This is a genomic window from Exiguobacterium sp. s43, assembly GCF_018617255.1.
In the GTDB taxonomy this organism is placed as follows: Bacteria; Bacillota; Bacilli; order Exiguobacteriales; family Exiguobacteriaceae; genus Exiguobacterium; species Exiguobacterium profundum.
Genome location: NZ_JACSJT010000001.1, coordinates 563,575 through 583,370, shown reverse-complemented (window position 1 = coordinate 583,370; position 19,796 = coordinate 563,575). Strand labels below are relative to the sequence as shown.

At 47.4% G+C, this 19,796-nt stretch carries 24 protein-coding genes; 4 read left to right on the top strand and 20 right to left on the bottom strand.

The window, feature by feature from the left end; genetic code table 11:
- Nucleotides 1-31: 31 nt before the first annotated feature.
- Nucleotides 32-532, bottom strand: a complete 501-nt coding sequence (locus tag KNO79_RS03015; RefSeq protein WP_012727005.1) for a PTS sugar transporter subunit IIA — start codon at nt 530-532, stop codon at nt 32-34.
- A 208-nt stretch (nt 533-740) separates the two neighbouring features.
- Between KNO79_RS03015 and KNO79_RS03010 the strand changes: the two genes are divergently transcribed.
- Entirely contained in the window at nt 741-2,435 is a 1,695-nt protein-coding gene (locus KNO79_RS03010; RefSeq protein WP_214690615.1) for a M3 family oligoendopeptidase, read from the top strand.
- 33 nt (nt 2,436-2,468) lie between these two features.
- Here the strand turns inward: KNO79_RS03010 and KNO79_RS03005 are convergent, their stop codons facing one another.
- Together KNO79_RS03005 and KNO79_RS03000 are read right to left on the bottom strand one after the other, a co-directional pair.
- Nucleotides 2,469-3,536: a DUF389 domain-containing protein gene (locus tag KNO79_RS03005; RefSeq protein WP_214690614.1), complete on the bottom strand. Its 1,068-nt coding sequence runs from the start codon at nt 3,534-3,536 to the stop codon at nt 2,469-2,471.
- Nucleotides 3,537-3,633: 97 nt separating this feature from the next.
- Complete coding sequence (locus KNO79_RS03000) at nt 3,634-4,047, bottom strand: carboxymuconolactone decarboxylase family protein (protein ID WP_214690613.1); 414 nt, start codon at nt 4,045-4,047, stop codon at nt 3,634-3,636.
- A gap of 118 nt (nt 4,048-4,165) precedes the next feature.
- On the opposite strand from KNO79_RS03000, the gene KNO79_RS02995 reads away from it, so the two are divergent.
- Nucleotides 4,166-4,597, top strand: a complete 432-nt coding sequence (locus tag KNO79_RS02995) for an Lrp/AsnC family transcriptional regulator (RefSeq protein WP_047795035.1) — start codon at nt 4,166-4,168, stop codon at nt 4,595-4,597.
- A gap of 41 nt (nt 4,598-4,638) precedes the next feature.
- Here the strand turns inward: KNO79_RS02995 and KNO79_RS02990 are convergent, their stop codons facing one another.
- From KNO79_RS02990 to KNO79_RS02980, 3 genes are all read right to left on the bottom strand, one after another.
- Complete coding sequence (locus KNO79_RS02990; RefSeq protein WP_285800626.1) at nt 4,639-5,532, bottom strand: aldo/keto reductase; 894 nt, start codon at nt 5,530-5,532, stop codon at nt 4,639-4,641.
- The gene (locus KNO79_RS02985) at nt 5,529-6,032 is read right to left on the bottom strand and encodes a cupin domain-containing protein (RefSeq protein WP_074036164.1); all 504 of its coding nucleotides are present in this window, start codon (nt 6,030-6,032) and stop codon (nt 5,529-5,531) included. Before KNO79_RS02985 ends, KNO79_RS02990 begins: the two co-directional genes overlap by 4 nt.
- Before the next feature lie 81 nt (nt 6,033-6,113).
- The gene (locus KNO79_RS02980) at nt 6,114-6,440 is read right to left on the bottom strand and encodes a winged helix-turn-helix transcriptional regulator (protein WP_078147375.1); all 327 of its coding nucleotides are present in this window, start codon (nt 6,438-6,440) and stop codon (nt 6,114-6,116) included.
- A gap of 262 nt (nt 6,441-6,702) precedes the next feature.
- Between KNO79_RS02980 and KNO79_RS02975 the strand changes: the two genes are divergently transcribed.
- A complete protein-coding gene (locus KNO79_RS02975; RefSeq protein ID WP_214690612.1) occupies nt 6,703-7,905 on the top strand; it encodes an MFS transporter in 1,203 nt (400 codons plus the stop codon).
- 10 nt (nt 7,906-7,915) lie between these two features.
- Nucleotides 7,916-8,863 carry an LLM class oxidoreductase gene (locus tag KNO79_RS02970; RefSeq protein ID WP_214690611.1) on the top strand — a complete coding sequence of 316 codons (948 nt, stop codon included), beginning with the start codon at nt 7,916-7,918 and terminating at the stop codon, nt 8,861-8,863.
- Nucleotides 8,864-8,947: 84 nt separating this feature from the next.
- Here the strand turns inward: KNO79_RS02970 and KNO79_RS02965 are convergent, their stop codons facing one another.
- The 14 genes from KNO79_RS02965 to KNO79_RS02900 all read right to left on the bottom strand — a co-directional run bounded on the left by KNO79_RS02965 (nt 8,948) and on the right by KNO79_RS02900 (nt 19,796).
- Nucleotides 8,948-9,376, bottom strand: a complete 429-nt coding sequence (locus KNO79_RS02965) for a CBS domain-containing protein (RefSeq protein WP_012727014.1) — start codon at nt 9,374-9,376, stop codon at nt 8,948-8,950.
- Nucleotides 9,377-9,630: 254 nt separating this feature from the next.
- Nucleotides 9,631-10,434 (bottom strand): alpha/beta fold hydrolase, encoded by an 804-nt coding sequence (locus KNO79_RS02960; RefSeq protein WP_214690610.1) that lies wholly within the window; start codon nt 10,432-10,434, stop codon nt 9,631-9,633.
- Nucleotides 10,435-10,509: 75 nt separating this feature from the next.
- Complete coding sequence (locus KNO79_RS02955; protein WP_214690609.1) at nt 10,510-11,622, bottom strand: M14 family metallopeptidase; 1,113 nt, start codon at nt 11,620-11,622, stop codon at nt 10,510-10,512.
- A gap of 84 nt (nt 11,623-11,706) precedes the next feature.
- Nucleotides 11,707-12,105, bottom strand: a complete 399-nt coding sequence (locus tag KNO79_RS02950) for a hypothetical protein (RefSeq protein ID WP_214690608.1) — start codon at nt 12,103-12,105, stop codon at nt 11,707-11,709.
- 113 nt (nt 12,106-12,218) lie between these two features.
- Nucleotides 12,219-12,686, bottom strand: a complete 468-nt coding sequence (locus tag KNO79_RS02945) for a flavodoxin family protein (RefSeq protein ID WP_214690607.1) — start codon at nt 12,684-12,686, stop codon at nt 12,219-12,221.
- A 56-nt stretch (nt 12,687-12,742) separates the two neighbouring features.
- Nucleotides 12,743-13,183 (bottom strand): hypothetical protein, encoded by a 441-nt coding sequence (locus KNO79_RS02940; protein WP_214690606.1) that lies wholly within the window; start codon nt 13,181-13,183, stop codon nt 12,743-12,745.
- Entirely contained in the window at nt 13,180-13,830 is a 651-nt protein-coding gene (locus KNO79_RS02935; RefSeq protein WP_214690605.1) for an SIMPL domain-containing protein, read from the bottom strand. Before KNO79_RS02935 ends, KNO79_RS02940 begins: the two co-directional genes overlap by 4 nt.
- Before the next feature lie 33 nt (nt 13,831-13,863).
- Nucleotides 13,864-14,607: a hypothetical protein gene (locus KNO79_RS02930; protein ID WP_214690604.1), complete on the bottom strand. Its 744-nt coding sequence runs from the start codon at nt 14,605-14,607 to the stop codon at nt 13,864-13,866.
- The gene (locus KNO79_RS02925; protein WP_078147384.1) at nt 14,604-15,146 is read right to left on the bottom strand and encodes an RNA polymerase sigma factor; all 543 of its coding nucleotides are present in this window, start codon (nt 15,144-15,146) and stop codon (nt 14,604-14,606) included. The genes KNO79_RS02930 and KNO79_RS02925 overlap by 4 nt, the downstream gene beginning before the upstream one ends.
- A gap of 115 nt (nt 15,147-15,261) precedes the next feature.
- Nucleotides 15,262-15,432: a hypothetical protein gene (locus KNO79_RS02920; RefSeq protein ID WP_159562700.1), complete on the bottom strand. Its 171-nt coding sequence runs from the start codon at nt 15,430-15,432 to the stop codon at nt 15,262-15,264.
- 23 nt (nt 15,433-15,455) lie between these two features.
- Nucleotides 15,456-15,992, bottom strand: coding sequence for a DUF2812 domain-containing protein (locus KNO79_RS02915; RefSeq protein ID WP_214690603.1), 537 nt, complete (start codon nt 15,990-15,992; stop codon nt 15,456-15,458).
- Complete coding sequence (locus tag KNO79_RS02910) at nt 15,989-16,312, bottom strand: PadR family transcriptional regulator (RefSeq protein ID WP_196431056.1); 324 nt, start codon at nt 16,310-16,312, stop codon at nt 15,989-15,991. The genes KNO79_RS02915 and KNO79_RS02910 overlap by 4 nt, the downstream gene beginning before the upstream one ends.
- A 233-nt stretch (nt 16,313-16,545) precedes the next feature.
- Nucleotides 16,546-19,116: an ABC transporter permease gene (locus tag KNO79_RS02905; RefSeq protein ID WP_214690602.1), complete on the bottom strand. Its 2,571-nt coding sequence runs from the start codon at nt 19,114-19,116 to the stop codon at nt 16,546-16,548.
- Nucleotides 19,113-19,796, bottom strand: coding sequence for an ABC transporter ATP-binding protein (locus tag KNO79_RS02900; protein WP_074033830.1), 684 nt, complete (start codon nt 19,794-19,796; stop codon nt 19,113-19,115). Before KNO79_RS02900 ends, KNO79_RS02905 begins: the two co-directional genes overlap by 4 nt.

Below are 19,796 nucleotides of genomic sequence, written 5' to 3'. Positions count from 1 at the left end.
AGCCTAAGCTCCCGAGTCATGGGTCGTCTTCTTATTTCTTTGTCAACTCGACGACTTCTGAAGATCCAGCTGTCACCGTGTCGCCTTCTGCGACAAGTTTGTTCACGCCGAAGCTGTCGTGGTTCGTGATGATGATCGGAGTGATTGTCGATGGCGCGTTCGCTTTGATGAAATCGAGGTCGAACGTGACGAGTGGGTCGCCTGCTTTGACAGATTGACCTTCTGTAACGTGTGTCTCGAAGCCTTCACCTTTAAGGTTTACCGTATCCAAACCGATGTGAATCAAGTATTCCGCACCGTTGTCCGCGTTGATACCGATCGCGTGTTTTGTTGGGAATACTGTCGCGATTGTTCCGCTAACCGGTGAGACGACTTTTCCTTCAGTCGGCTCGATTGCGATCCCGTCACCCATCATTTTTTGTGAGAATACTTGGTCCGGTACGTTCGTGATGTCGACGACCTTTCCTGTAAGCGGTGAAACCGCGTTGAGTTGTTCTTCTTTACCACCAAAAAGTTTTTTAAAGAATCCCATAGCTTAATCCCTCCAACATGTTCTATTGAATCGAAGTCTTCACTTTTATACCCGAAAAGCTAATACTTCAATCCCTACCCTATTAACGGTATAGTTGTAATAAGGTAGTGCGAAATCGTTTTACACATCGTAAGAATACGAGTGTGCAATCGCTTTTGCAAGCCCTTTTTACACTTTGTAAAAATTTCACACGATGGAGGCGCTTACAATGACGACTTTCACAAAATTGTCATATGAACGGCCCGACTTGGACGCTTTAAACAGCAGATTTTCGGACTATTCTGCCGAATTACAGCAAGCCAGCACACTCGAGGAAGCGAACGAACTCATTCGCCAAATCAACAAAGAACGGAACGACTTTGAGACACAAAGTCAACTCGTCGCGATCCGACATTCGGTCGACACACGCGATTCGTTTTACGAAGAAGAACAGGCATTCTTTGACGACGCACTTCCGGTCTATGAGAAGGAGATTCAAGCGTACTATCGCGTCTTGACGAACCACGAGCTTCGCACTGAACTCGAAGCGGAATGGGGCAGCCAACTGTTCTCTCTCGCCGAGCGCGCACTTGAAACGTTCGAGGAGTCACTCATCCCGAAACTGCAGGAAGAAAACCGCCTCGCGACAGCTTATCAAAAGGTCATGTCCGCTGCGCAAATCGAGTTTGACGGCAAGACACTCAACTTGTCACAGTTCGGCCCATATCTTCAATCACCAGACCGTGATGTCCGAAAAGCCGCATCTGTCGCCCGCTATACATACCTTTCTGATAACGGCGATGAGCTCGACCGCATTTATGGGGAACTCGTACGCGTCCGTACGGAAATCGCTCACGCCCTTGGCTTCCCGTCGTTCGTCGAACTCGGTTATGCACGGATGCAGCGTGTCGGTTATGACGAGTCGATGGTCGACAACTTCCGGAAACAAGTCCGTGACGTCATCGTCCCGCTCGCTTCTGCTTTGAAAGAAAAGCAGGCGAAACGAATCGGTGTCGACCACCTCTATTACTATGACGAGTCGTTCGTCTTCCCAGACGGAAACGCGACACCGCAAGGCGATGAGTCGTTCATCATCGAAGGCGGAAACAAAATGTATCGTGAACTCTCAAATGAGACGGACGAGTTCTTCCAGTACATGCAGGAACGCGGCGCCCTCGACTTGACGGCGAAACCAGGGAAATCTGGCGGCGGATACTGCACGTACTTACCGTCTGAAGGACTTCCGTTCATCTTCTCGAACTTCAACGGGACGGCAGGCGACATCGATGTTCTCACGCACGAAGTCGGTCATGCCTTCCAAGTGTATGAAAGCCGTCATTTGACGACACCGGAATACGCCTTCCCGACTTATGAGGCGTGTGAGATCCACTCGATGTCGATGGAATTCTTCTGTTGGCCATGGATGGAGCTCTTCTTCGGCGACCAAGTCGACAAGTATAAGTTCAATCATTTGGCAGGTAGCATGACGTTCCTTCCGTATGGCGTGCTCGTCGATGAGTTCCAACACGTCGTCTACCGCAACCCAGAGATGACAGCTGCCGAGCGTCGGCAGGCGTGGCGCGATTTGGAAAAGGTCTATCTCCCGCACCGTGATTATGAGACGAACGACTATCTCGAATCGGGCGCATGGTGGCACCAACAAGGTCACATCTTCCAAAGCCCGTTCTACTATATCGACTATACGCTCGCACAAGTATGTGCATTCCAGTTCTGGGTGCGCATGCATGAAGACCGCGAAGCGGCATGGAGCGATTACCTCACGCTCTGTCAAGCAGGCGGAAGCCGTTCGTTCCTCGAACTCGTCGAACTGGCAGGTCTCAAATCACCATTCGCAGACGGCGTGTTGAAAGAAACGATTGATCAAATCGAAGACTATCTCTTGAAACATCCGCTCGCGAACTAACGAGTAAGACCATCGACAAAAATCGATGGTCTTTTAGTTTGGATTGATTTCATTCTGGAGTTCGAAAGGCAAGTCCTCCAAATCGATTTGACGGCTGTCGAACAAATTGAACTGTTGCAGGCGACTTTCGAGATAGTCTTGTAAAATGCGCGCTGCCTGTTCGCCGGATAATCCGTTCAGATCCGGTACTTGTGTCACGGACAATTCAATCGCATGTAGCCCATAGTCCGGCAGGCGCGATTCAATCTCCGTAAGTTCTTCATTGGTCAGTCGTTTCCCCGTCGTCGTAACGAGAAGCAAATCATCATCTTCCTGATAGTCCTGACTGATAATGATGGCGTCTGAAAACTCTTCTTCGATGAAATTGTTTATTCCCGTCCGGACGATGCTGTCTTGAACGAGCGTCGCGGCCGAGAAGATACTTGGGACGACGATAAAGACAGACAAGGCAATGAGAAGTCGATTGATTTTTTTATGGTTCGCGTCTTGCTTCGTCAACACTTGTGAGATACCCATGAACTTGACTCCGATGAACGTCGCAATGGCGATGAACGCGCAGTTGATAACGAACAGATAACTCGACCCGATCAAATAATCGACGTTCCACGTCGCAATCGAATAGCCGACCGTACAGAGCGGGGGCATCAAGGCGGTCGCGATGGCGACACCTGGGACGATGTTATTGCTCATCTTCTTTTGCGCCCCGATGATGCCGGCGGTCCCCCCAGCGAAAGCGATGATGACATCCCAAATCGTCGGCTCCGTTCGGGCAATGATTTCATTACTCGCATAGGTAATTGGCGAGATAGCGAAATAAATGGTCGCGACGGTGAGACTGACCGCGACTTGGACCAGAAGTAAACGTACTCCCGCTCGAAGAAGTTTCATGTCATAGAGCGACAAGGCGAGACCGATACTCAAGATAGGCGTCATGAGCGGCGAAATCAACATCGCCCCGATAATGATGGGAATGGAATTCATATTCAATCCGATTGACGCGATAAAGATGGAGCACATCAAAATGACGGAATCACTCGGCCGTACTTTTAAATTCGAGTACATCTTGTCTTTGAATTCTTCAGCGGTGTACGTCTGTTCCATATAGAGTTCAGCTCCCTTGTCGTATCGATGTCATCTACACAAGCAAATCCTTCCTTTATTTACCCGAAAAAAGTGAACTAGAATCGATATGTATATTTCAAGTTTCCGCCTCTAAGCCCAACATCGCCCCTATATATTGTGATGCTGTCGTGAACGTGATAAAAGCACATAACTCGCTAATTTCTGATTCCGAAAACGTTTCTTTTAACACCTCAATGATAGAAGCTGATACTGTTCCTTTCATTTTTATGAATACTTCTGCAAACCCTACAGCAACCGTTACCTGTTCATCGAATTGAACTTGATCTGGTTTTCCCTTTGCTCGGCAATATTCACATCCATTTTGTTGCGCAAGTGTTCGACGGACTTGTTCTTTCAATTTGGGAGAAAGTTGACCAGCATTATTCAATGAATCCCCTAGTTTTGACCAATTTTCTTGAATTTCGATATTATGACCAAGTAAACGTTCAAACTTTGTCCCTCCATGCTCTGCTAACTTAATTCTTGGCATTTCCTTCACCTCCTGTACTTATATGATAAAAGGTCTTTTCATCCAACTCCATTTCATCCACAATCAAAATGTACCTATAAACATTCAATAAATAACGAAATGAGGCAAAATACCTGTCATGCTAAAAATCGATGAAATTGATCACAGACTTATCTATGAATTAGAACAAGACAGCCGTCTTTCCATGAGTGAGCTCGGACGACGTATTAAACTTTCCGCTCCTTCCGTTAACGAGCGGGTTCGACGACTAGAATCATTTGGAGTCATTAAACAATACTCGCTCGAACTTGACTATGAAAAGCTAGGGCTTCCAATTCAATGTATAGTCGAGGCAACAGTGAAGAATGGACAATACGAAGCATTTCTTCATTATTTGAAACAGCAGCCTACTGTTTCATTTTGTTATCGCATATCAGGTGATGCCTGTTACCTTATCAAAATACAGTTCTCATCTTTTTCTGCGGCTGAATCATTTATTGATGAAGTTATTCCGTATGCTCAAACAAAAACACAATTCATCTTTTCAGAAATTGACATTCAGTCAAAGTGAACATGCAAAAGGACTGGCGAAATTACCAGTCCTTTATCGTTTCAAATCACATCTAGCGGTTGTTTCGTTGTCGGTGGCGGGAACGCCTCATCGAGCGAAGCAAAATCTTCCTCACTCATGTCGAGCAAGAGCGCTGCCGCATTCTCCTCGACATGCTCGGCCTGCCCGGCTTTCGGGATGGCGATGACGTGTCCGCTCCGGATCGTCCAAGCAAGTAAGACTTGCGCGACTGAGGCACTATACGACTCCGCGATCCGATTGATCGTTTCGTTATTGAAGACCTCTTCTTTCACGTCACTTCCTTCAGCGAGTGGAGCGTATGCCATGACAGGAATCCCTTGTTCTTTTAGATAAGGAAGGAGGTCGTACTCAATCCCGCGACTGCCAAGATGATAGAGCACTTGATTGACCGCGCACTTGTCTCCATTCGGTAGCGACAGCAATTCCTTCATATCGTCCACGTCGAAGTTCGAGACTCCCCATGCCCGAATCTTTCCGTCCGCTTTAAGCTGTTCCATCCCTTGAATCGTCTCCTCGAGCGGGGCATCGCCTCGCCAATGGAGTAAGTAAAGATCCAGGTAGTCCGTCCCGAGTCGTTCGAGCGACGCATCACATGCGCTGACGAGTTTGTCGCCACACGCATTGTATGGATACACTTTCGAGACGAGAAAGACATCTTCGCGTCGGTCTTGGATTGCTTCCCCTACCAACTTCTCAGACTCCCCTTCCCCATACATTTCCGCCGTGTCGATGACGTGGAGTCCGCAGTCGATTCCTGTCCGAAGTGCCTCAACCTCGGCATCATGCTTCGATTTGTCTTCCCCCATGCGCCATGTACCTTGTCCGAGTGCGCGCATCTCGCGCCCGTCTTTCAATTTGACGACGTTTTGCTTCAAAGCTGCAAGTAATAAAGAATGTGGTAGTCGTTGATTCATAACGTTTCCTCCTTTGTCCATGCTTCATGTAGTGGACCCGTCGTCCCGAAGACGGGGTCAAACTTCGGTTTTTCGACTTGTTCGATTCGCTTTACGTTGTCCGGTCGTTCTTCGGTCTTTCCTGTCAACGTGTCATAGTCACGACCGTCCGGGTATGCCCCGACCACTTGAAAATCTTCGCTCGCCTCGATGCGACGATGTCCCGTTCCCGCCGGTAAGACGAGGACATCACCTAGGCGGACGCGGACGAGGTCACCGTTCGTCCCTCCGAGTTGAAGCGTCGCTTCACCTTGTAATATGCCCAATACTTCATGCGTGTTGCTGTGATAGTGATGATAGTCGAACACCCCGTTCACCCAACTGTTCGTCCATTCATTATGGGCAAACGTCTCTCGCATCCCGCTCGGGTCATCAAAGACGCCACGATAGAGGAGCGCCGGATAATCCGGATGGTTGGGAATGGAGCCGTCATCTGTAAACAAAAAAGTTTTCACGTCCATCCTAATTCCCTCCTTGTCTCTGTCCCTGTACCCGACTTGTCACTACGAAAAACGGTCGTCCGTATTGGACGACCGTGATGGTTATGAAATGACCTCTTCACCGGACTGATCGATATGGCACTCGCCCCAGGCGCACATGGCGTCCAAGATTGGCTTGAGTGACCATCCGTACTCTGAGAGTGAGTAAATGACTTTCGGCGGAACTTGCTCGAACACCGTACGAACGACGACACCATCCGCTTCGAGCTCACGCAATTGTTGGGTGAGCATTTTTTGCGTGATGTTCGGCATGAGTTTACGCAGTTCACTCGTCCGTCGCTCCCCTTTAATCAAGTGACACATGATGACGACTTTCCACTTACCGCCGATGACGTCAAGTGTCGCTTCGACCGGAATATTATATGGCATTTCGTTTCCTCCATTTCTTACATAGGCACTTTTTGGTGCCTACCGCACTAAAAAGTACGTACTTCTCAAACTGTTTTCATGCACTTATGATAGCAACTGTAGCAAATCTATACAAGTTCATTTCGCTTGTAACATCCCCTTGAGACGGTAAGGTACTTTTTCGACCGTACTGAACAATAGAGGAAAGTGAGATGTCTTTGCTATCCGGAGACGAAGGGCCCTCGTCTTCCACACTATTCATTTATTTTAGGAGGAACTACTCATGAATCAACCGTACACACAACCTGTCGAAGAACAGGCACCTAAAAATGGAGGGTTGGCATTACTCGCCCTCGCGATCAGCGCTTTCGGCATCGGAACGACCGAGTTCGTCCCGGTCGGTCTCCTCGCATCGATCGCAAGTGATTTAAACATCGGCATCACTCTCGCGGGTCTCATTATCTCGGGTTACGCGATCGGCGTAGCCGTCGGTGCACCGATTTTGACGGCACTGACGAACCGGATGAACCGCAAGACGTTACTCATGGCACTCATGGTCGTCTTCATCGGCGGAAACTTGGTCTCGGCCATGTCGACCACCTTTGAACTTTTGATTGTCGCCCGATTTATCACCGCATTCTCGCATGGTGTCTTCTTCTCCATCGGGGCAACGATTGCTGTTCAACTCGTACCACCACATAAAAAAGCGAGTGCCATCGCACTCATGTTCACAGGTTTAACTGTCGCAACCGTTACAGGAGTCCCACTCGGTACTTTCATCGGACAAGCGTTCGGATGGCGCGCCACATTCTTCGCCGTCGCAGCACTCGGTGTCATTTCAATCATCGCAAGCTTCTTCTTGATCCCGAAAGATTTGAAACAGTCACCACCTGCGAAATTCTCAGATATGAAGAAACTGCTCACAAACGGTCGTCTCATGCTCGGATTCTTGATTACAACACTCGGTTACGGCGGAACGTTCGTCGCCTTCACGTACTTGACACCCATCATGCAAGACGTGACAAAGATCAGCCCGAGCTTGATCAGTGTCGTCTTACTCGTTTACGGAATCGCAGTCGCCATCGGGAACGCGGTCGGTGGAAAGCTCGCCAACGAAAATCCAGCGAAAGCATTGTTCTATATGTTCATCGTTCACGCAGCGGTCATGAGCATCATGTCGTTCATGATTCCGTTCAAAGTGGCAGGTTTGATTGCCATCGTCTTGATGGGACTCCTCGCCTTCATGAACGTGCCTGGACTTCAACTGTATATCGTGCAATTGGCTGAAAAATATGTACCTGCCGCTGTCGATGTCGCATCCGCACTCAACATCGCGGCCTTCAACATCGGGATTGCCCTCGGCGCAACAATCGGTGGACTCGTCACCGATTCAATCGGACTTGTGCATACCCCTTGGGTCGGTGGCATCATGGTCATCATCGCCGTCATCTTGACAGCCATTTCACGTCGTTTGGAAGCAAACTAAGGAGGCGCTTATGTTCAACAATCATAGAAGCTACAACCGGATGTACCGGGAGGGCGAGCTCACGCTCGGCCTCCACATTCCTTTAGAGAATTTTAAAATGCGTACCCCGATCCTCGAGCGTCAAGTCGAGCTTGCCCAAAAGGCAGACGATTACGGCTTCACGGCTCTTTGGTTACGGGATGTCCTACTAAAAGACCCGAACTTTTTAGACCCGGCTGTCGGTCAAATTTACGATATGCTAATCTACGGAACACATTTACTTGGTCAAACGAAAAACATTGCGCTCGGTACGTCCGCGCTCGTCTTGCCACTCCGTCACCCCCTTCGTTCGGCGAAGGAAGTCGCAACGATTGAAGCATTGTTCCCAGAACGATTGATTCTCGGGATCTCTTCAGGTGACCGTCGTGCCGATTTCAAAGGGCTCGGAGTCGATCACCCGACACGTGGCGACCAGTTCAAAGAATCGCTTCGTGTCATGGAGCATGCGCTCTATAACAACTATCCAACTATTGAATCACCTTATGGGGAGGTGGAACAGGCAACGCTCGTACCGCGTCCGAAGAAGCGGATCCCGACGATGATCACCGGGTTCGCACAACAAGACATGGACTGGCTTGGGGCGAACGGAGACGGGTGGATGTACTACCCGCAGTCACCTTTCGCACAACAGCAAGTGCTCGACGCGTGGCGTGCGAGCGGTGAAGCGCATGGTCGTGCCTTCCGTCCCTTCTCGATGCCGATGCATCTTGATTTGACGCACGACCCAGACGAGCCACCGACACCGATTCGTCTCGGATTCCGACTCGGTCGCAACCACTTGATCAAGTTGCTTGAAGCGTATCGTGCCATCGGCGTGAACCACCTCTTCTTCGCTCTCTTCGACGGAGAACGTCCAGCCGAAGAAGTCATCGATGAATTAGGTGAATATGTACTTCCACATTTTCCACCACTTGATTGAGGTTTGCCCTACTCCTATTTTTAAAAACGAAGCTGAAAGAAACGTAAAACAAGCCAGAACCGTAAGTCGGTTCTGGCTTGTTCATTATCGGACTTCATTCTCCAATTGTTTCAACTTTGTCGAGTAATACTCGATGATGTCACGGCGTCGGATGATGCCGATGAAATACTTCCCATCATCGACGACCGGCACGAAGTTTTGGTCCGTGATCGCATCGACGAGCTCTTCAATTTGTGCCGTAATCGAGACCGGCTTATAGCGAACGCGTTGCTTGATGTCTTTTAGACGTGTCCGGAGCACTTTTTCATAGTCTTCTTCCCCGCGAAGCTGTTCTGCGAGTGCCCAGAGTAAATCCCCCTCTGTCATCGTCCCGGCGTAAAATCCGTTCTCCGAAACGAGTGGGACAGACGTGAATCGATGATGCTTCATCTTTTCAAGTGCTTGTCGTACCGTTGATTCGGGGTCCAAATATTTGACGTCTTCTTTCGGATATAAAAAGAAAGCGATATTCATTTAAATCTCTCCTCAATCTGTTAATCCACCCCGCTATTGTACCATGAATGGTAGGACAGGTTGAACTAAATCCATGTTCTAATCTAGTTTCATCCCCCTTTCTCCAAAACAACACAAAAAAACATCGTGACTCTAGTCACAGCGATGTTTCAGTGATTCAAAAAATGGAAGGGAACTCCAATTGAATTATACCCGTTTTTGTTGGTTCTTACCCTTATCGACATACAAAAAGCCCCCGATTCGGAGGCCATCGATTATTGAACAAACTGCAACAACGTATCGTTAAATTTCTCTCGTTCATCCAGCACCGTACCGTGTCCACTCTCTTCAAAGCGCTCGATTCGCGCGTTCGAGATGCCTTGTTCCATCTGCTCGGCGAATGCGAAAGGACAGATCTTGTCATGCACCCCATGGATGATCAACGTCTCGACATCAATTTTCGGCAAGGCATCTCGCAAATCTTCGTCACGTAACGCCTGTGCCGAGGCAATCGTCCCATGGCTCGACGCGACGAGCGCGAGATGGTGGAACCAGTTTTGCATCGGTTTCGAATGTTCTTTCTCGAAGAAGATTTCTCCGAACCCTTCGAGCATCTTCGGTCGGTCGGCCCGTGTATCGTCAATCAACGCGTCGACTTCGTCCGTTGTCATTCCATATGGATAATCTGCACGCTGTGTGAAGATTGGTGCCGCGGCTCCGGCCAAGACCAATTTGTTGAGTCCATCCTCTTTATAGTCGGCTGCGTAGCGAACTGCAATCGCCCCACCCATTGAAAAACCGACGAGCGTGAAGTTTTTTAAGCCAAGTCCGTAGACGACCATATGCACATCAGACGCCATTGTCTCATAGTCATAACCTGTCGCCGGGGCATCAGATTTCCCGTATCCTCTGAAATCAATGCCGATGTAGCGATATCCCGCTTCGACGAGCGCATTCTTCTGATACTCGAACATATTGTTGTTTGCTGGCCAGCCGTGCAAGAAGACAATCGGTTCCCCAAACCCGACATCCTCTACGTATAGATTTGTACCGTCATGTGCTGTAATATATCCCATCATCCAACCTCCACAGTCATTATTTAGCGAAAACACTCACAACCTCATTATTCCCTATTCCGACTTCGAGAAACCCTCTTATGTGTCGCGCCAGAGCGCTTCACCTTTTAGATAACCTTCAACGGCTTTCGCTCCTTCTCGTAAAACAGCTTCTCGCCAATCCGCGTTTTCCGGATAGAACATCGCCATGAATTCGTTTTGAATACCGTTTCGTGCCTCAGGGTCCTTTGTCCCTTCAAAGTACAGCCGGTTCTCTAAAATAATCGTTAAAAATTCACGGATGGATGCTTTTGTCGACGTCCCAAACGTACCGAATTCAAATAAGGCAGAAACGAGACCCTTGTCCGGGTATTCCGTATCGCGCACGTAGTAAAAATGATTCGTCGAATCTCCGAGTACCTCGTCCGGGTCATACACGTTGACGTTGTCTAGACCGTACGCTTGTTTTAACTCATCTTCCGTGCGACCGTCCCGTTTGCTGATGACCATCGTGACCTCGTTCGTCGGTCCGAGTGCGGTATGCCAATCGAGATGGACGACTTTTCCGTAGCGCTCAAGTAAATCATGTTGAATCCCTTTTAAAAAGATGGCAGACGGTTCGTCTTCTTCTCCCCCGTAATACACACCTTTCGGGAATTGATATTGCCCCATCCCTTTTGCTCCACTCATCGCTTTGAAGCCATCAAGCTTAATTCCAGAGCCGAGAAATGAATAGATCTGTTCACGCGCCTCATGGTAGTCGTCAATTACTCCATCCGGTACGAAGAGATGGCGCATCAGCTCATATTCACGGTTCACGTTATATGGGACCGACTCACGATCAATGACGTAATTTCTGTTCAAATCGACATTGTGTTCATTGACACGTCGAAAGTGTTTCATCCCCCATGGATTCACTGCATGGATGAGACAAATCCCCGTCATCTCATGACGGACATGCGTGAGTTGCGTCTGAACGAATTGATGGGTCACCGCAGCACCCGCATACCCTTCAATCCCATGTTCCCCGATCGTCATGAGAATCATCGCTTTCCGCTCTCGTTTCGGCTCCCCTAAAATAACGTCGATACTCTCGTCCCCGATCGAGTGTGTCAACAGCTCCGCTTTCGGATAAAATCGTTTCACTTCAGATAGTAAGTTCATGAACTTCTCTCGCGACTCTTCATAAGATGATGAAAAATAATGGCTCATCTCACTCTCCTCCAATCTCTTCTCTCTATCCTTTCCCATCCTGAGGCAATCTAAAAACGCCTCCTTTCAGAGGAAGCGTTTCAATCAAGGGGTGCGGATTCGTTTCGAATGTTGACGTCGGAACGCCATCATATAAAAGATTGGTCCAATTAAGACGGCACCGAACAACCAGTAGAGACCAGCATTCGCATACAGTCCTTCGAAAGAACGGAACACCCAAGCGAGAATGGTGAAGGCGACCATCAACTCGATGGTCCACAGTAGCCCACGACGAACCGCTAGGAAGACAGTGTTCGTTTTTTGGAAGAAGGCTGCGACGAATGCGATTAAGAATGCCGGAAAACTCGAAAGCCACAACATTCGATTCAACGAACTTTCAGCAAAGTACGAGTTGCCAAGAGACATGGTGATCAGAAAATGCATCAAGAGGACAAGCACGACGACAATCCAACCGACCAATACATCCCGCTCCATTTTTTTCATCACAACCAGCTTCCTCTCTGAAGAGTTGAATACTATATATTTACCCGCTTTTCTCTTCTTCTCGTCCTCTTCAACTAAAAAACGCACTCTGTTATCAGAATGCGTTTCGTGTATTATCCGACCAACTCACGCGCCCACGCTTTCGCGCGTTCGAGTTCGCCTTCCTTCAACATCTCCGTCGTCCCATCGACGAGGAACGACTCTTTTTGGACACCCGTCGCCCCTTTTTCAATCATTTCCCCTTCGACCCGATTGACGGCATGACCGAACCAATCAATGATTTTACCAAGTATCGGATTCTGTTTCTCTTTGACGATACTCGTGTCAAAGGCAGCCGTCCGTTTCCCTCGTAACGCATTGTCCGAAATTCCGTCCAAAAATACTTTAATGTCTTCCGTTTCGTATCCCCCATGTGTCGGTGAGCCGATGATGACCAGGTCGACATGTGCCAAGTCGCCTAATCCAATATTCAATACGTGTTCCATACGTGCCTCATGGTCTTTCGACAGCTCTTGCTGCATCGCATGAGCAATCTTTTCAGTATGACCATATAGTGAGTCAAAAATAATCAAGATGTTCATGATAAATCCCCCTTTACCGAACCTTTCTTTATTCCCGTTCCCATTTCCACGTTCGTTCATGCTTCTTTTTGGTACAGCGAACTTCGCTTGAAGAACGACCAACTTACCATAATGATGCCCATCCCGAGCAGCAAATAGCCGAAGAAGGTGATAAAATCACGTGAATGATACGGTGCTTCGAATCGATACTCCGCTCGCTTCCACTCCGAACCGTCCTCGACCGCAATGACGTCTTCCACAGACTCCCCGTCGACTTCACGGTACACCGTCCCAATCGGATATCCGTTCGAAGCATTCCCGTAGTAACGTCCCGTCTCATCATTGACCACTGTCTCCACTTCACCGATCACGTCACCGAGTGCATCCTCTTCGATTGTTGTGTCGAGCACTTCATATGCGTTTCGGTCGAACACGACAAACGTATAGGCCCAGGAAAGGGCAGATGCGGGCAGCGCAATCGAGAGTGAAAGAAGCATCAAGAAAATCAGTCGCCTCATTTGAGACTCCAGACGAATGTGGCCGAATCACTGACGTCAATGTCATCTGGTTCGAGTTCGGGCATCCGTGATTCCGAATAGACGACGTCCTGACTATAGAGGACGTTTGTAGGCGAAAACAGGTGAATCTCCCCCCACGTGTAGTCAATTTGAAGCAAGTCCCCTAGTTCAGCGCCTGCTCCCTTCGCAAGGAGTTCTGCTCGTTTCTTCGCATTCTCCGCAGCACTCACCAATAGCTGATCTTCAATCGCATTCGGGTCTTTCATCGTGAAACGAATGGAGAGTGTAGGATTTGCGCGAGATTGACTGATTTGTTCGATGACGTCCGATAGTTTGGACGTATCGAGCGCAAATTCGAGCTTCGTCTTCTGTTTACAGACGTATCCGACAAACCGCGACCGATAATTCTCATCTCGATCACGATAGCTCTCATATTCCGTATCGATGGAAAAGTCACTCGTTTTAAGGTCCGTCTTGTCAAACCCTGCGCTCGTGATGGCTTTTTGAAGATGGGACACCGCACTTGTCGCCTCGGTCATCGTATCTTCGTATCGTGGCGCTTTCGAGACAAGGTCCATGTGAATCACAATCAAATCAGGTCGAGATGAGACATTCCCTGTCCCTTTTACGGTAATCTTCCGTTCCATATCCATTTCCCCCTTATCGATTTGAGTTCTCCATTATTCTGAAAATCGCGTCATCATCCAGTGCTCTACTTCATCGAGTGAGTCCAAACCTTGTAAGGAGGGGTAAGCATCCCGCTCGAACAACAATCCGTTCGGCGTATCTAAAAACAGATAGCGTTCCCCATCCGGAAAACCGTAATCGGCAATGTCTTTCAATCGAAGTGTTGCTTCATTTTGTTCCCAGACAAACTCGTCATCGTATGGAATCGGCATGAAAATCCCTTCCATGCCTTGTTTCACGTGCGAGATAACGGACGCATCTGTTGTCTGTCCGGTTTCCTTGATGGCATCAGCACGAACAATCAAATCTTGCCCGACTTGCACATCCCCACGATACACATTGGATACGTGTATCTTGGTAAGAGACTGATATTCTGTCTCTCCGTTGAAGTCAATCTCGATATGCCAAATATCCGTGACCGTTCCTCTGACCACGACCGGATCCCATTTTGAGAATAGTTCATCCTCTGTCATCTCCATCATATTTTCCTCGGAAATATCTGGTTTTACTTTTGATTGATCGACAATGTGAACGGAAGTCGCAGTAGAATCCGTGGATAGCGGGATTTGTTCGTTCCAGACATTCGATGTGAAGAGCATGAATCCCGCAGCGACAGCGATGAGGAGTCCCCCTCCCCATTTCAGTCGTTGATAAGGTTTTCGCTCTATCATCATCGATTCCTCTATATACCGGTCATCGACTTCCCCGAGTAGTCGAAGGATCTGCTCACTTTTCATACGCGAACGCCTTCTGCTTCAAGCGCTCGCTGTAACGCATCCCGCGTGCGCTTCAAGGTCATTTTGACATGGCTCTCACCGAGCTGATGTGTCGTTGCAATTTCTTGAATCGAGTGTAAATAGAAATAACGTTGCATGAACATCACCCTTGTCAGTCGAGGTAGGTCTGCTAGAAATTCATTCAACACGTCGACGAGGTCTTCGTCTTTCATCGATTCCGTAAGGACATGTTCTAGTTCTTCATAGACGAGCGGTACTTCCCCACCGCCACGTTTTTTTGCATGATTCTTCTTATAACGCTGTAGTGCGAGATTTCGCACGATCTTCGTCAAATACGCACCGAGTCGAAGCGGACGTGTCGGCGGGATCGACTCCCACGCTTTCATATATAAATCGTTCAAACACTCCTCTGTGTCTTCGCGATTCTGTAGAATATTATAAGAAACACGATGACAATAGCTTCCGTATTTCTTCTTCGTCGCGACAATCGCATACTCCGATCGTTCCCAGTACCAATCGATGATGACCTGGTCATCCATCCAGTTACCCCCTTCGTAATAACCCCTCTATAACTATAGATCCCAATCTCATATCATCCGTCACAATCTATCAAAAAAACCTCGTCATCGAGACGAGGAATGTTATCCTGATTCATCATTGCTTCCAAATCGATACGACAAGCCCGCCAATGTAGCCAATCATCGCCCCGCTCGCAATCCCATATGTCAATTGAATATGAAAGAAGAACGAGAGGATTACACCGAGTGTCGTCCCCGCAATCAACCCAAAACAAATGATACAATCTTTCCATTCTGGTGAATCCATCTTGCTCCTCCTAACCTATGCGCTCAATCTGACGACTTCATCTCTCCAATCGCTTTGAGACCTTTTAGTGTCCTAACTTTCCGAGTATGATGTTGGACCGCATAAGCCAACATCGCGACGACAGCTATGTTCAATAGGATGGTCCACTGCGCATATGGATTGGAAAGATTCGCTATCACCACAACAAAATTGGCGAGTCCCACTGCTCCATACAGTTGGATGATTCGTTTCTCCCGCTGAATCATCGAATCAAAATCCGAATACAATTGGAACGGTCCGTCACTCGTTCGTTTTCGTAAAAAGATCCACCGATACGACGTATCGACCACTTCGACTCCAACTTCATCTAAGAATTCCATATACGCCTTCGACTCGGGGTGAGAAGGTAAGTTGGACAACAATTCGATTCGATACGTGAACGTCCCAGGTTCAACTTGTTTGAACACATATCGCATCAAACGAAAGGATTCGAGCGCCCAACCGGTTTGAGCCATCTCATTGAGCCACTTCTCTTCCTTCTCATAATCAACAAAGATGCGATAGACCGTTTTCGTCTTCATGTATCCAACTCCTTCGTCCATTCATGTCCGTGCTGCACCAGTTCTTCTAGTCGCCTTAATTCCGACCGAAGTGCCTCTCGACCAGTTGCCGTGATTTCATACTCTTTCTTCCGCCCCGTACCTTCGAGCGCCCGAATCCAACCTCGCTCTACTAGACTACTGAGGGCGCCGTATAACGTACCTGGCGCGAGTTGGACCCGCCCATTACTCAATTCTTGAACGAATTGCATCATCCCATACCCATGCCTCGGGACTTGCAGAGATAATAATATATAATAAACCGCCTCGGTTAATGCGCCTGTACTTGACTGTTGTGTCACGTATCCCGCTCCTTTGTATCGTTCTTCGTTATATCGTCATCCGATATATCAAAAATATCCTATTTTTGGTTAATTAACAAGAGCTGTGACAAAATATTTTTATTTTGGTCGTTCTTCGTATCGTTTTGGCAATCGTGTTTTGTTTGTCATGACATCATAAAAAAGGGACTCAGCATGTACTGAGCCCCTTGTTGTGTACTTCATGGTTTATTATGAATTTTTCAATAATCTACTTAATCATTTTCTTGTTTCAATCGGTCGATAATGTTATCTTTCTTTATTTTTGAAACGGAATATAGCATCGAGGCACCCACAATCATGAAAATCATGATGACGACAAACAGAATGCTATTCCACGGCAAGGTAAACGGAGCATCAAACGTATTGATTTGCGCTCGATAGATGAGGTACATGATGAGAAGACTGACGGGAATCCCATACGCAAGGGCTTTCACCCCATAAAAAATGCTTTCATAGTACACCATCTTATTGAATCCTTTCGGTGTCATCCCAACTGAACGAAGCATCGCAAACTCACGACGACGAAGTGAGACGCTCGTTGAAATCGTATTAAAAATGTTCGCAATCGAAATTAGCGAAATTAGCACGATAAACCCATACACAAATATTGATAAAAGTAACAACATCTGTTCTTGTTGTTCCCGTTGTTCCGATACGTTAAAGACATACAAATCCAAATTCTGTTCCGCTTCAATCACTTGTTGTGTGTCCTCGGGGTCATCTGTATTCAACGCGATTGACGGACTCGATTGTTTCATCAAATCCCCGATTGCGTCTTCTTCAAACGTCCCTTCTCGTACTATCACATCTAGCCATCCAAGAGAACCTGTCATCACACCGGTCGGGGCGATATCTGTCATTGCGCCAACTTGAATCGTTTTAAGCGGTGCCGCGTCGCCCGTTGCATTCTCGTCCCTCAATTCAAACGTATCACCGATTTCTGTTTCGACCGTCTCTGAAGTGATGAATTTTTTCTGATCCATGTCTTGATACGAGATCTCATCAATCAAGACGGCTCCTGGTACGTCCCCGTCTTCAAAACGACTGACAGGCGCTCCGATTTGTTTCAAGTACGCATTGAAACTTTCATCATCTAATTGATAGAGGGATACGTAGTACATAAATTTTCCGTCAACGATCGTTGATGCCAAATTCTCGTTCTTGGTAATCGCACTCGGTAATTGAGATTTGCTGACCATCGTTTGGACCGTTGCATTTTCAAAATATGTTCCGTTCGTCACATGATCTAACGATTCATAACGTCGTAAATCATTTTGATCAAGCGTTGAACCATTCACAAGAATATCGAAATCATAGTCTGCTTGAGACATGTCAAGGGACTGTTCGAGACGATCAGTGAAGTAACTGACCACTAAAAACAGGACGATACTGATGACGAGCGAGAAGACGGTAACCAGATACCGTTTACGGTTGCGCTTCGTATTCTTCAACCCAATCTCTGCTTCTAAACCGAAAAGACGACGAACTAGTTTTGACGTCTTCACTTGTTTTGACGTCAATCGTACATCTTGCGTTTGACGAATGGCGTCAATCGCAGAAATCTTTGAGGCTCGACGCGCCGGAAGATAGCAGGAAATGAAAATGGTTACGCTCGAAATGAAGAGAGTTAATAGTAAAGTAATCGGTGTGACGACAACTTCAAACTTCTCCGTCACGTTTAACGCTTTTTCGGCAAATGCATTGATGAATAGGAATGTGAACGCAATACCCGTAATTCCCGCCAGGATACCGAGTGGAATGCTAATTCCCCCAATAACCATCCCTTCAAAATAGACCGAGTTCCGCTTTTGTCGCTTCGTAGCCCCGACACTTGCCAACATTCCGAGGTAACGAGAACGCTCCGACACACTGATGGCGAATGCGTTATAGATTAGAGAAATCGAACCGATCACAATGACCGCCATGATGATTCCACCAAATCCATATAGCGTTTTACGCAAGCCATCGTCATTTGTCACTCCATAATAACGAAGCAACGAGGAATTGTAGGCGACACGTTCTATGTTCTGTTCGGTCATCAACTGTTTCGCTTCCGAATAAATCGAGTTGTCTACATCGTTCAAGGCGACGAACGTATCGACTCTTGCTCCATTCAATTCTTGATCATCGATGAATCCGACGACTGTATACCCTGGCGACCAAGTCGGTTCCCAGTCAGGTCGAGCAATCGTTCCAACAACCGTCAATGTCACCGTATCCTCAACGTTTAATTGTTCGAGAATCGTCTCATCTTCTCGGATCAAACCATCATTTTGTGTCAACACGTGACCTGATGACGGATCAATCCGCTCTCCAATCTCAAGTGTCAATTCATCACCGATGTTATAGGTGACGAGGGCATTTTGGCGAATCCCTTCTGAAATGATGACTTCGCCTTCTTTTTCCGGTAGACGCCCCTCAGTCAAGTCAATTGGAAAACTCTTCAATCCGGATGTGTTATAGTTTCGAACATATAAGTATGGTTTGTAAGCATTTTGTGACTCTTCTAGTTGAGCATAACCATCATTTGAAAGGATGACAGCCTTCGTGTTCGCATCATCCCGAATAGCTTCGACTTGCTTTTCGTTTGTATCTAGATACTGAACATGCCATTCTCCGTTATCTGCGATGTCTTGACGAATCATCAAATCCAAAAAAGAAGATCCGAGCGTTGTGACAGCTGTAATCATCGATACAGAGATGATGACTCCGATGATTGTAACAAGCGAGCGTCGTTTGTTCTCGCGCAAATGCCGAAGTGTCATTTTATTGATGATGTTCATGCGCGGACGACCTCATTCTTCGCAATCTTGCCATCTTCAATCGAAATGATACGATCCGCCTGTAAGGCAATCCGCTCGTCATGGGTAATGATGATGAGCGTTTGATTGAATTTCTTATTGAACAGTTTTAACAGGCTCATGATTTCTTCACTATTTTGACTATCCAAGTTTCCTGTCGGCTCGTCGGCTAAGATAATAGCTGGATTACTAATCAGTGCCCGACCGATGGAAACGCGCTGCTGTTGCCCTCCCGATAATTGATTTGGTAAATGGGTCAATCGGTTTGACAAGCCCAAGATGCCGATGATGCGTTCCAAGTGAGCGATATCCACTTTTTGTTCATCTAATAGCATCGGTAACGTGATGTTCTCTTCGACCGTTAAAATCGGAATCAAGTTATAAAACTGATAAATCAAACCGATTTGTCGACGACGGAAAATGGCAAGCTGCGTCTCGTCCAATGCATAAATGTCTGTTTGATCAATCAACACCTGTCCACTCGTCGGCACATCGACACCACCAAGTAAATGCAACAATGTCGATTTCCCCGAACCCGAAGGCCCGACGATACAGACAAATTCACCTTTCTTCACCGTGAACGAGACGTCATCGAGCGCTCTGACCTCCATCTCGTCCTTGCCGTATACTTTCGATAAGTTTTGCACTTCTAATATGTTCAT

What these genes read in the sequence shown, in the direction of transcription:
- KNO79_RS02915 (WP_214690603.1), bottom strand. Translation starts at nt 15,992, where the DNA reads ATGAAGACGAAAACGGTCTATCGCATCTTTGTTGATTATGAGAAGGAA.
- KNO79_RS02955 (WP_214690609.1), bottom strand. Translation starts at nt 11,622, where the DNA reads ATGAGCCATTATTTTTCATCATCTTATGAAGAGTCGCGAGAGAAGTTC.
- KNO79_RS02985 (WP_074036164.1), bottom strand. Translation starts at nt 6,032, where the DNA reads ATGGACGTGAAAACTTTTTTGTTTACAGATGACGGCTCCATTCCCAAC.
- KNO79_RS02970 (WP_214690611.1), top strand. Translation starts at nt 7,916, where the DNA reads ATGTTCAACAATCATAGAAGCTACAACCGGATGTACCGGGAGGGCGAG.
- KNO79_RS02960 (WP_214690610.1), bottom strand. Translation starts at nt 10,434, where the DNA reads ATGATGGGATATATTACAGCACATGACGGTACAAATCTATACGTAGAG.
- KNO79_RS02950 (WP_214690608.1), bottom strand. Translation starts at nt 12,105, where the DNA reads ATGAAAAAAATGGAGCGGGATGTATTGGTCGGTTGGATTGTCGTCGTG.
- KNO79_RS03015 (WP_012727005.1), bottom strand. Translation starts at nt 532, where the DNA reads ATGGGATTCTTTAAAAAACTTTTTGGTGGTAAAGAAGAACAACTCAAC.
- KNO79_RS02935 (WP_214690605.1), bottom strand. Translation starts at nt 13,830, where the DNA reads ATGGAACGGAAGATTACCGTAAAAGGGACAGGGAATGTCTCATCTCGA.
- KNO79_RS02965 (WP_012727014.1), bottom strand. Translation starts at nt 9,376, where the DNA reads ATGAATATCGCTTTCTTTTTATATCCGAAAGAAGACGTCAAATATTTG.
- KNO79_RS02905 (WP_214690602.1), bottom strand. Translation starts at nt 19,116, where the DNA reads ATGAACATCATCAATAAAATGACACTTCGGCATTTGCGCGAGAACAAA.
- KNO79_RS02925 (WP_078147384.1), bottom strand. Translation starts at nt 15,146, where the DNA reads ATGGATGACCAGGTCATCATCGATTGGTACTGGGAACGATCGGAGTAT.
- KNO79_RS02975 (WP_214690612.1), top strand. Translation starts at nt 6,703, where the DNA reads ATGAATCAACCGTACACACAACCTGTCGAAGAACAGGCACCTAAAAAT.
- KNO79_RS02900 (WP_074033830.1), bottom strand. Translation starts at nt 19,796, where the DNA reads ATGAACATATTAGAAGTGCAAAACTTATCGAAAGTATACGGCAAGGAC.
- KNO79_RS03010 (WP_214690615.1), top strand. Translation starts at nt 741, where the DNA reads ATGACGACTTTCACAAAATTGTCATATGAACGGCCCGACTTGGACGCT.
- KNO79_RS02920 (WP_159562700.1), bottom strand. Translation starts at nt 15,432, where the DNA reads ATGGATTCACCAGAATGGAAAGATTGTATCATTTGTTTTGGGTTGATT.
- KNO79_RS03000 (WP_214690613.1), bottom strand. Translation starts at nt 4,047, where the DNA reads ATGCCAAGAATTAAGTTAGCAGAGCATGGAGGGACAAAGTTTGAACGT.
- KNO79_RS02945 (WP_214690607.1), bottom strand. Translation starts at nt 12,686, where the DNA reads ATGAACATCTTGATTATTTTTGACTCACTATATGGTCATACTGAAAAG.
- KNO79_RS02980 (WP_078147375.1), bottom strand. Translation starts at nt 6,440, where the DNA reads ATGCCATATAATATTCCGGTCGAAGCGACACTTGACGTCATCGGCGGT.
- KNO79_RS02940 (WP_214690606.1), bottom strand. Translation starts at nt 13,183, where the DNA reads ATGAGGCGACTGATTTTCTTGATGCTTCTTTCACTCTCGATTGCGCTG.
- KNO79_RS03005 (WP_214690614.1), bottom strand. Translation starts at nt 3,536, where the DNA reads ATGGAACAGACGTACACCGCTGAAGAATTCAAAGACAAGATGTACTCG.
- KNO79_RS02930 (WP_214690604.1), bottom strand. Translation starts at nt 14,607, where the DNA reads ATGAAAAGTGAGCAGATCCTTCGACTACTCGGGGAAGTCGATGACCGG.
- KNO79_RS02990 (WP_285800626.1), bottom strand. Translation starts at nt 5,532, where the DNA reads ATGAATCAACGACTACCACATTCTTTATTACTTGCAGCTTTGAAGCAA.
- KNO79_RS02995 (WP_047795035.1), top strand. Translation starts at nt 4,166, where the DNA reads ATGCTAAAAATCGATGAAATTGATCACAGACTTATCTATGAATTAGAA.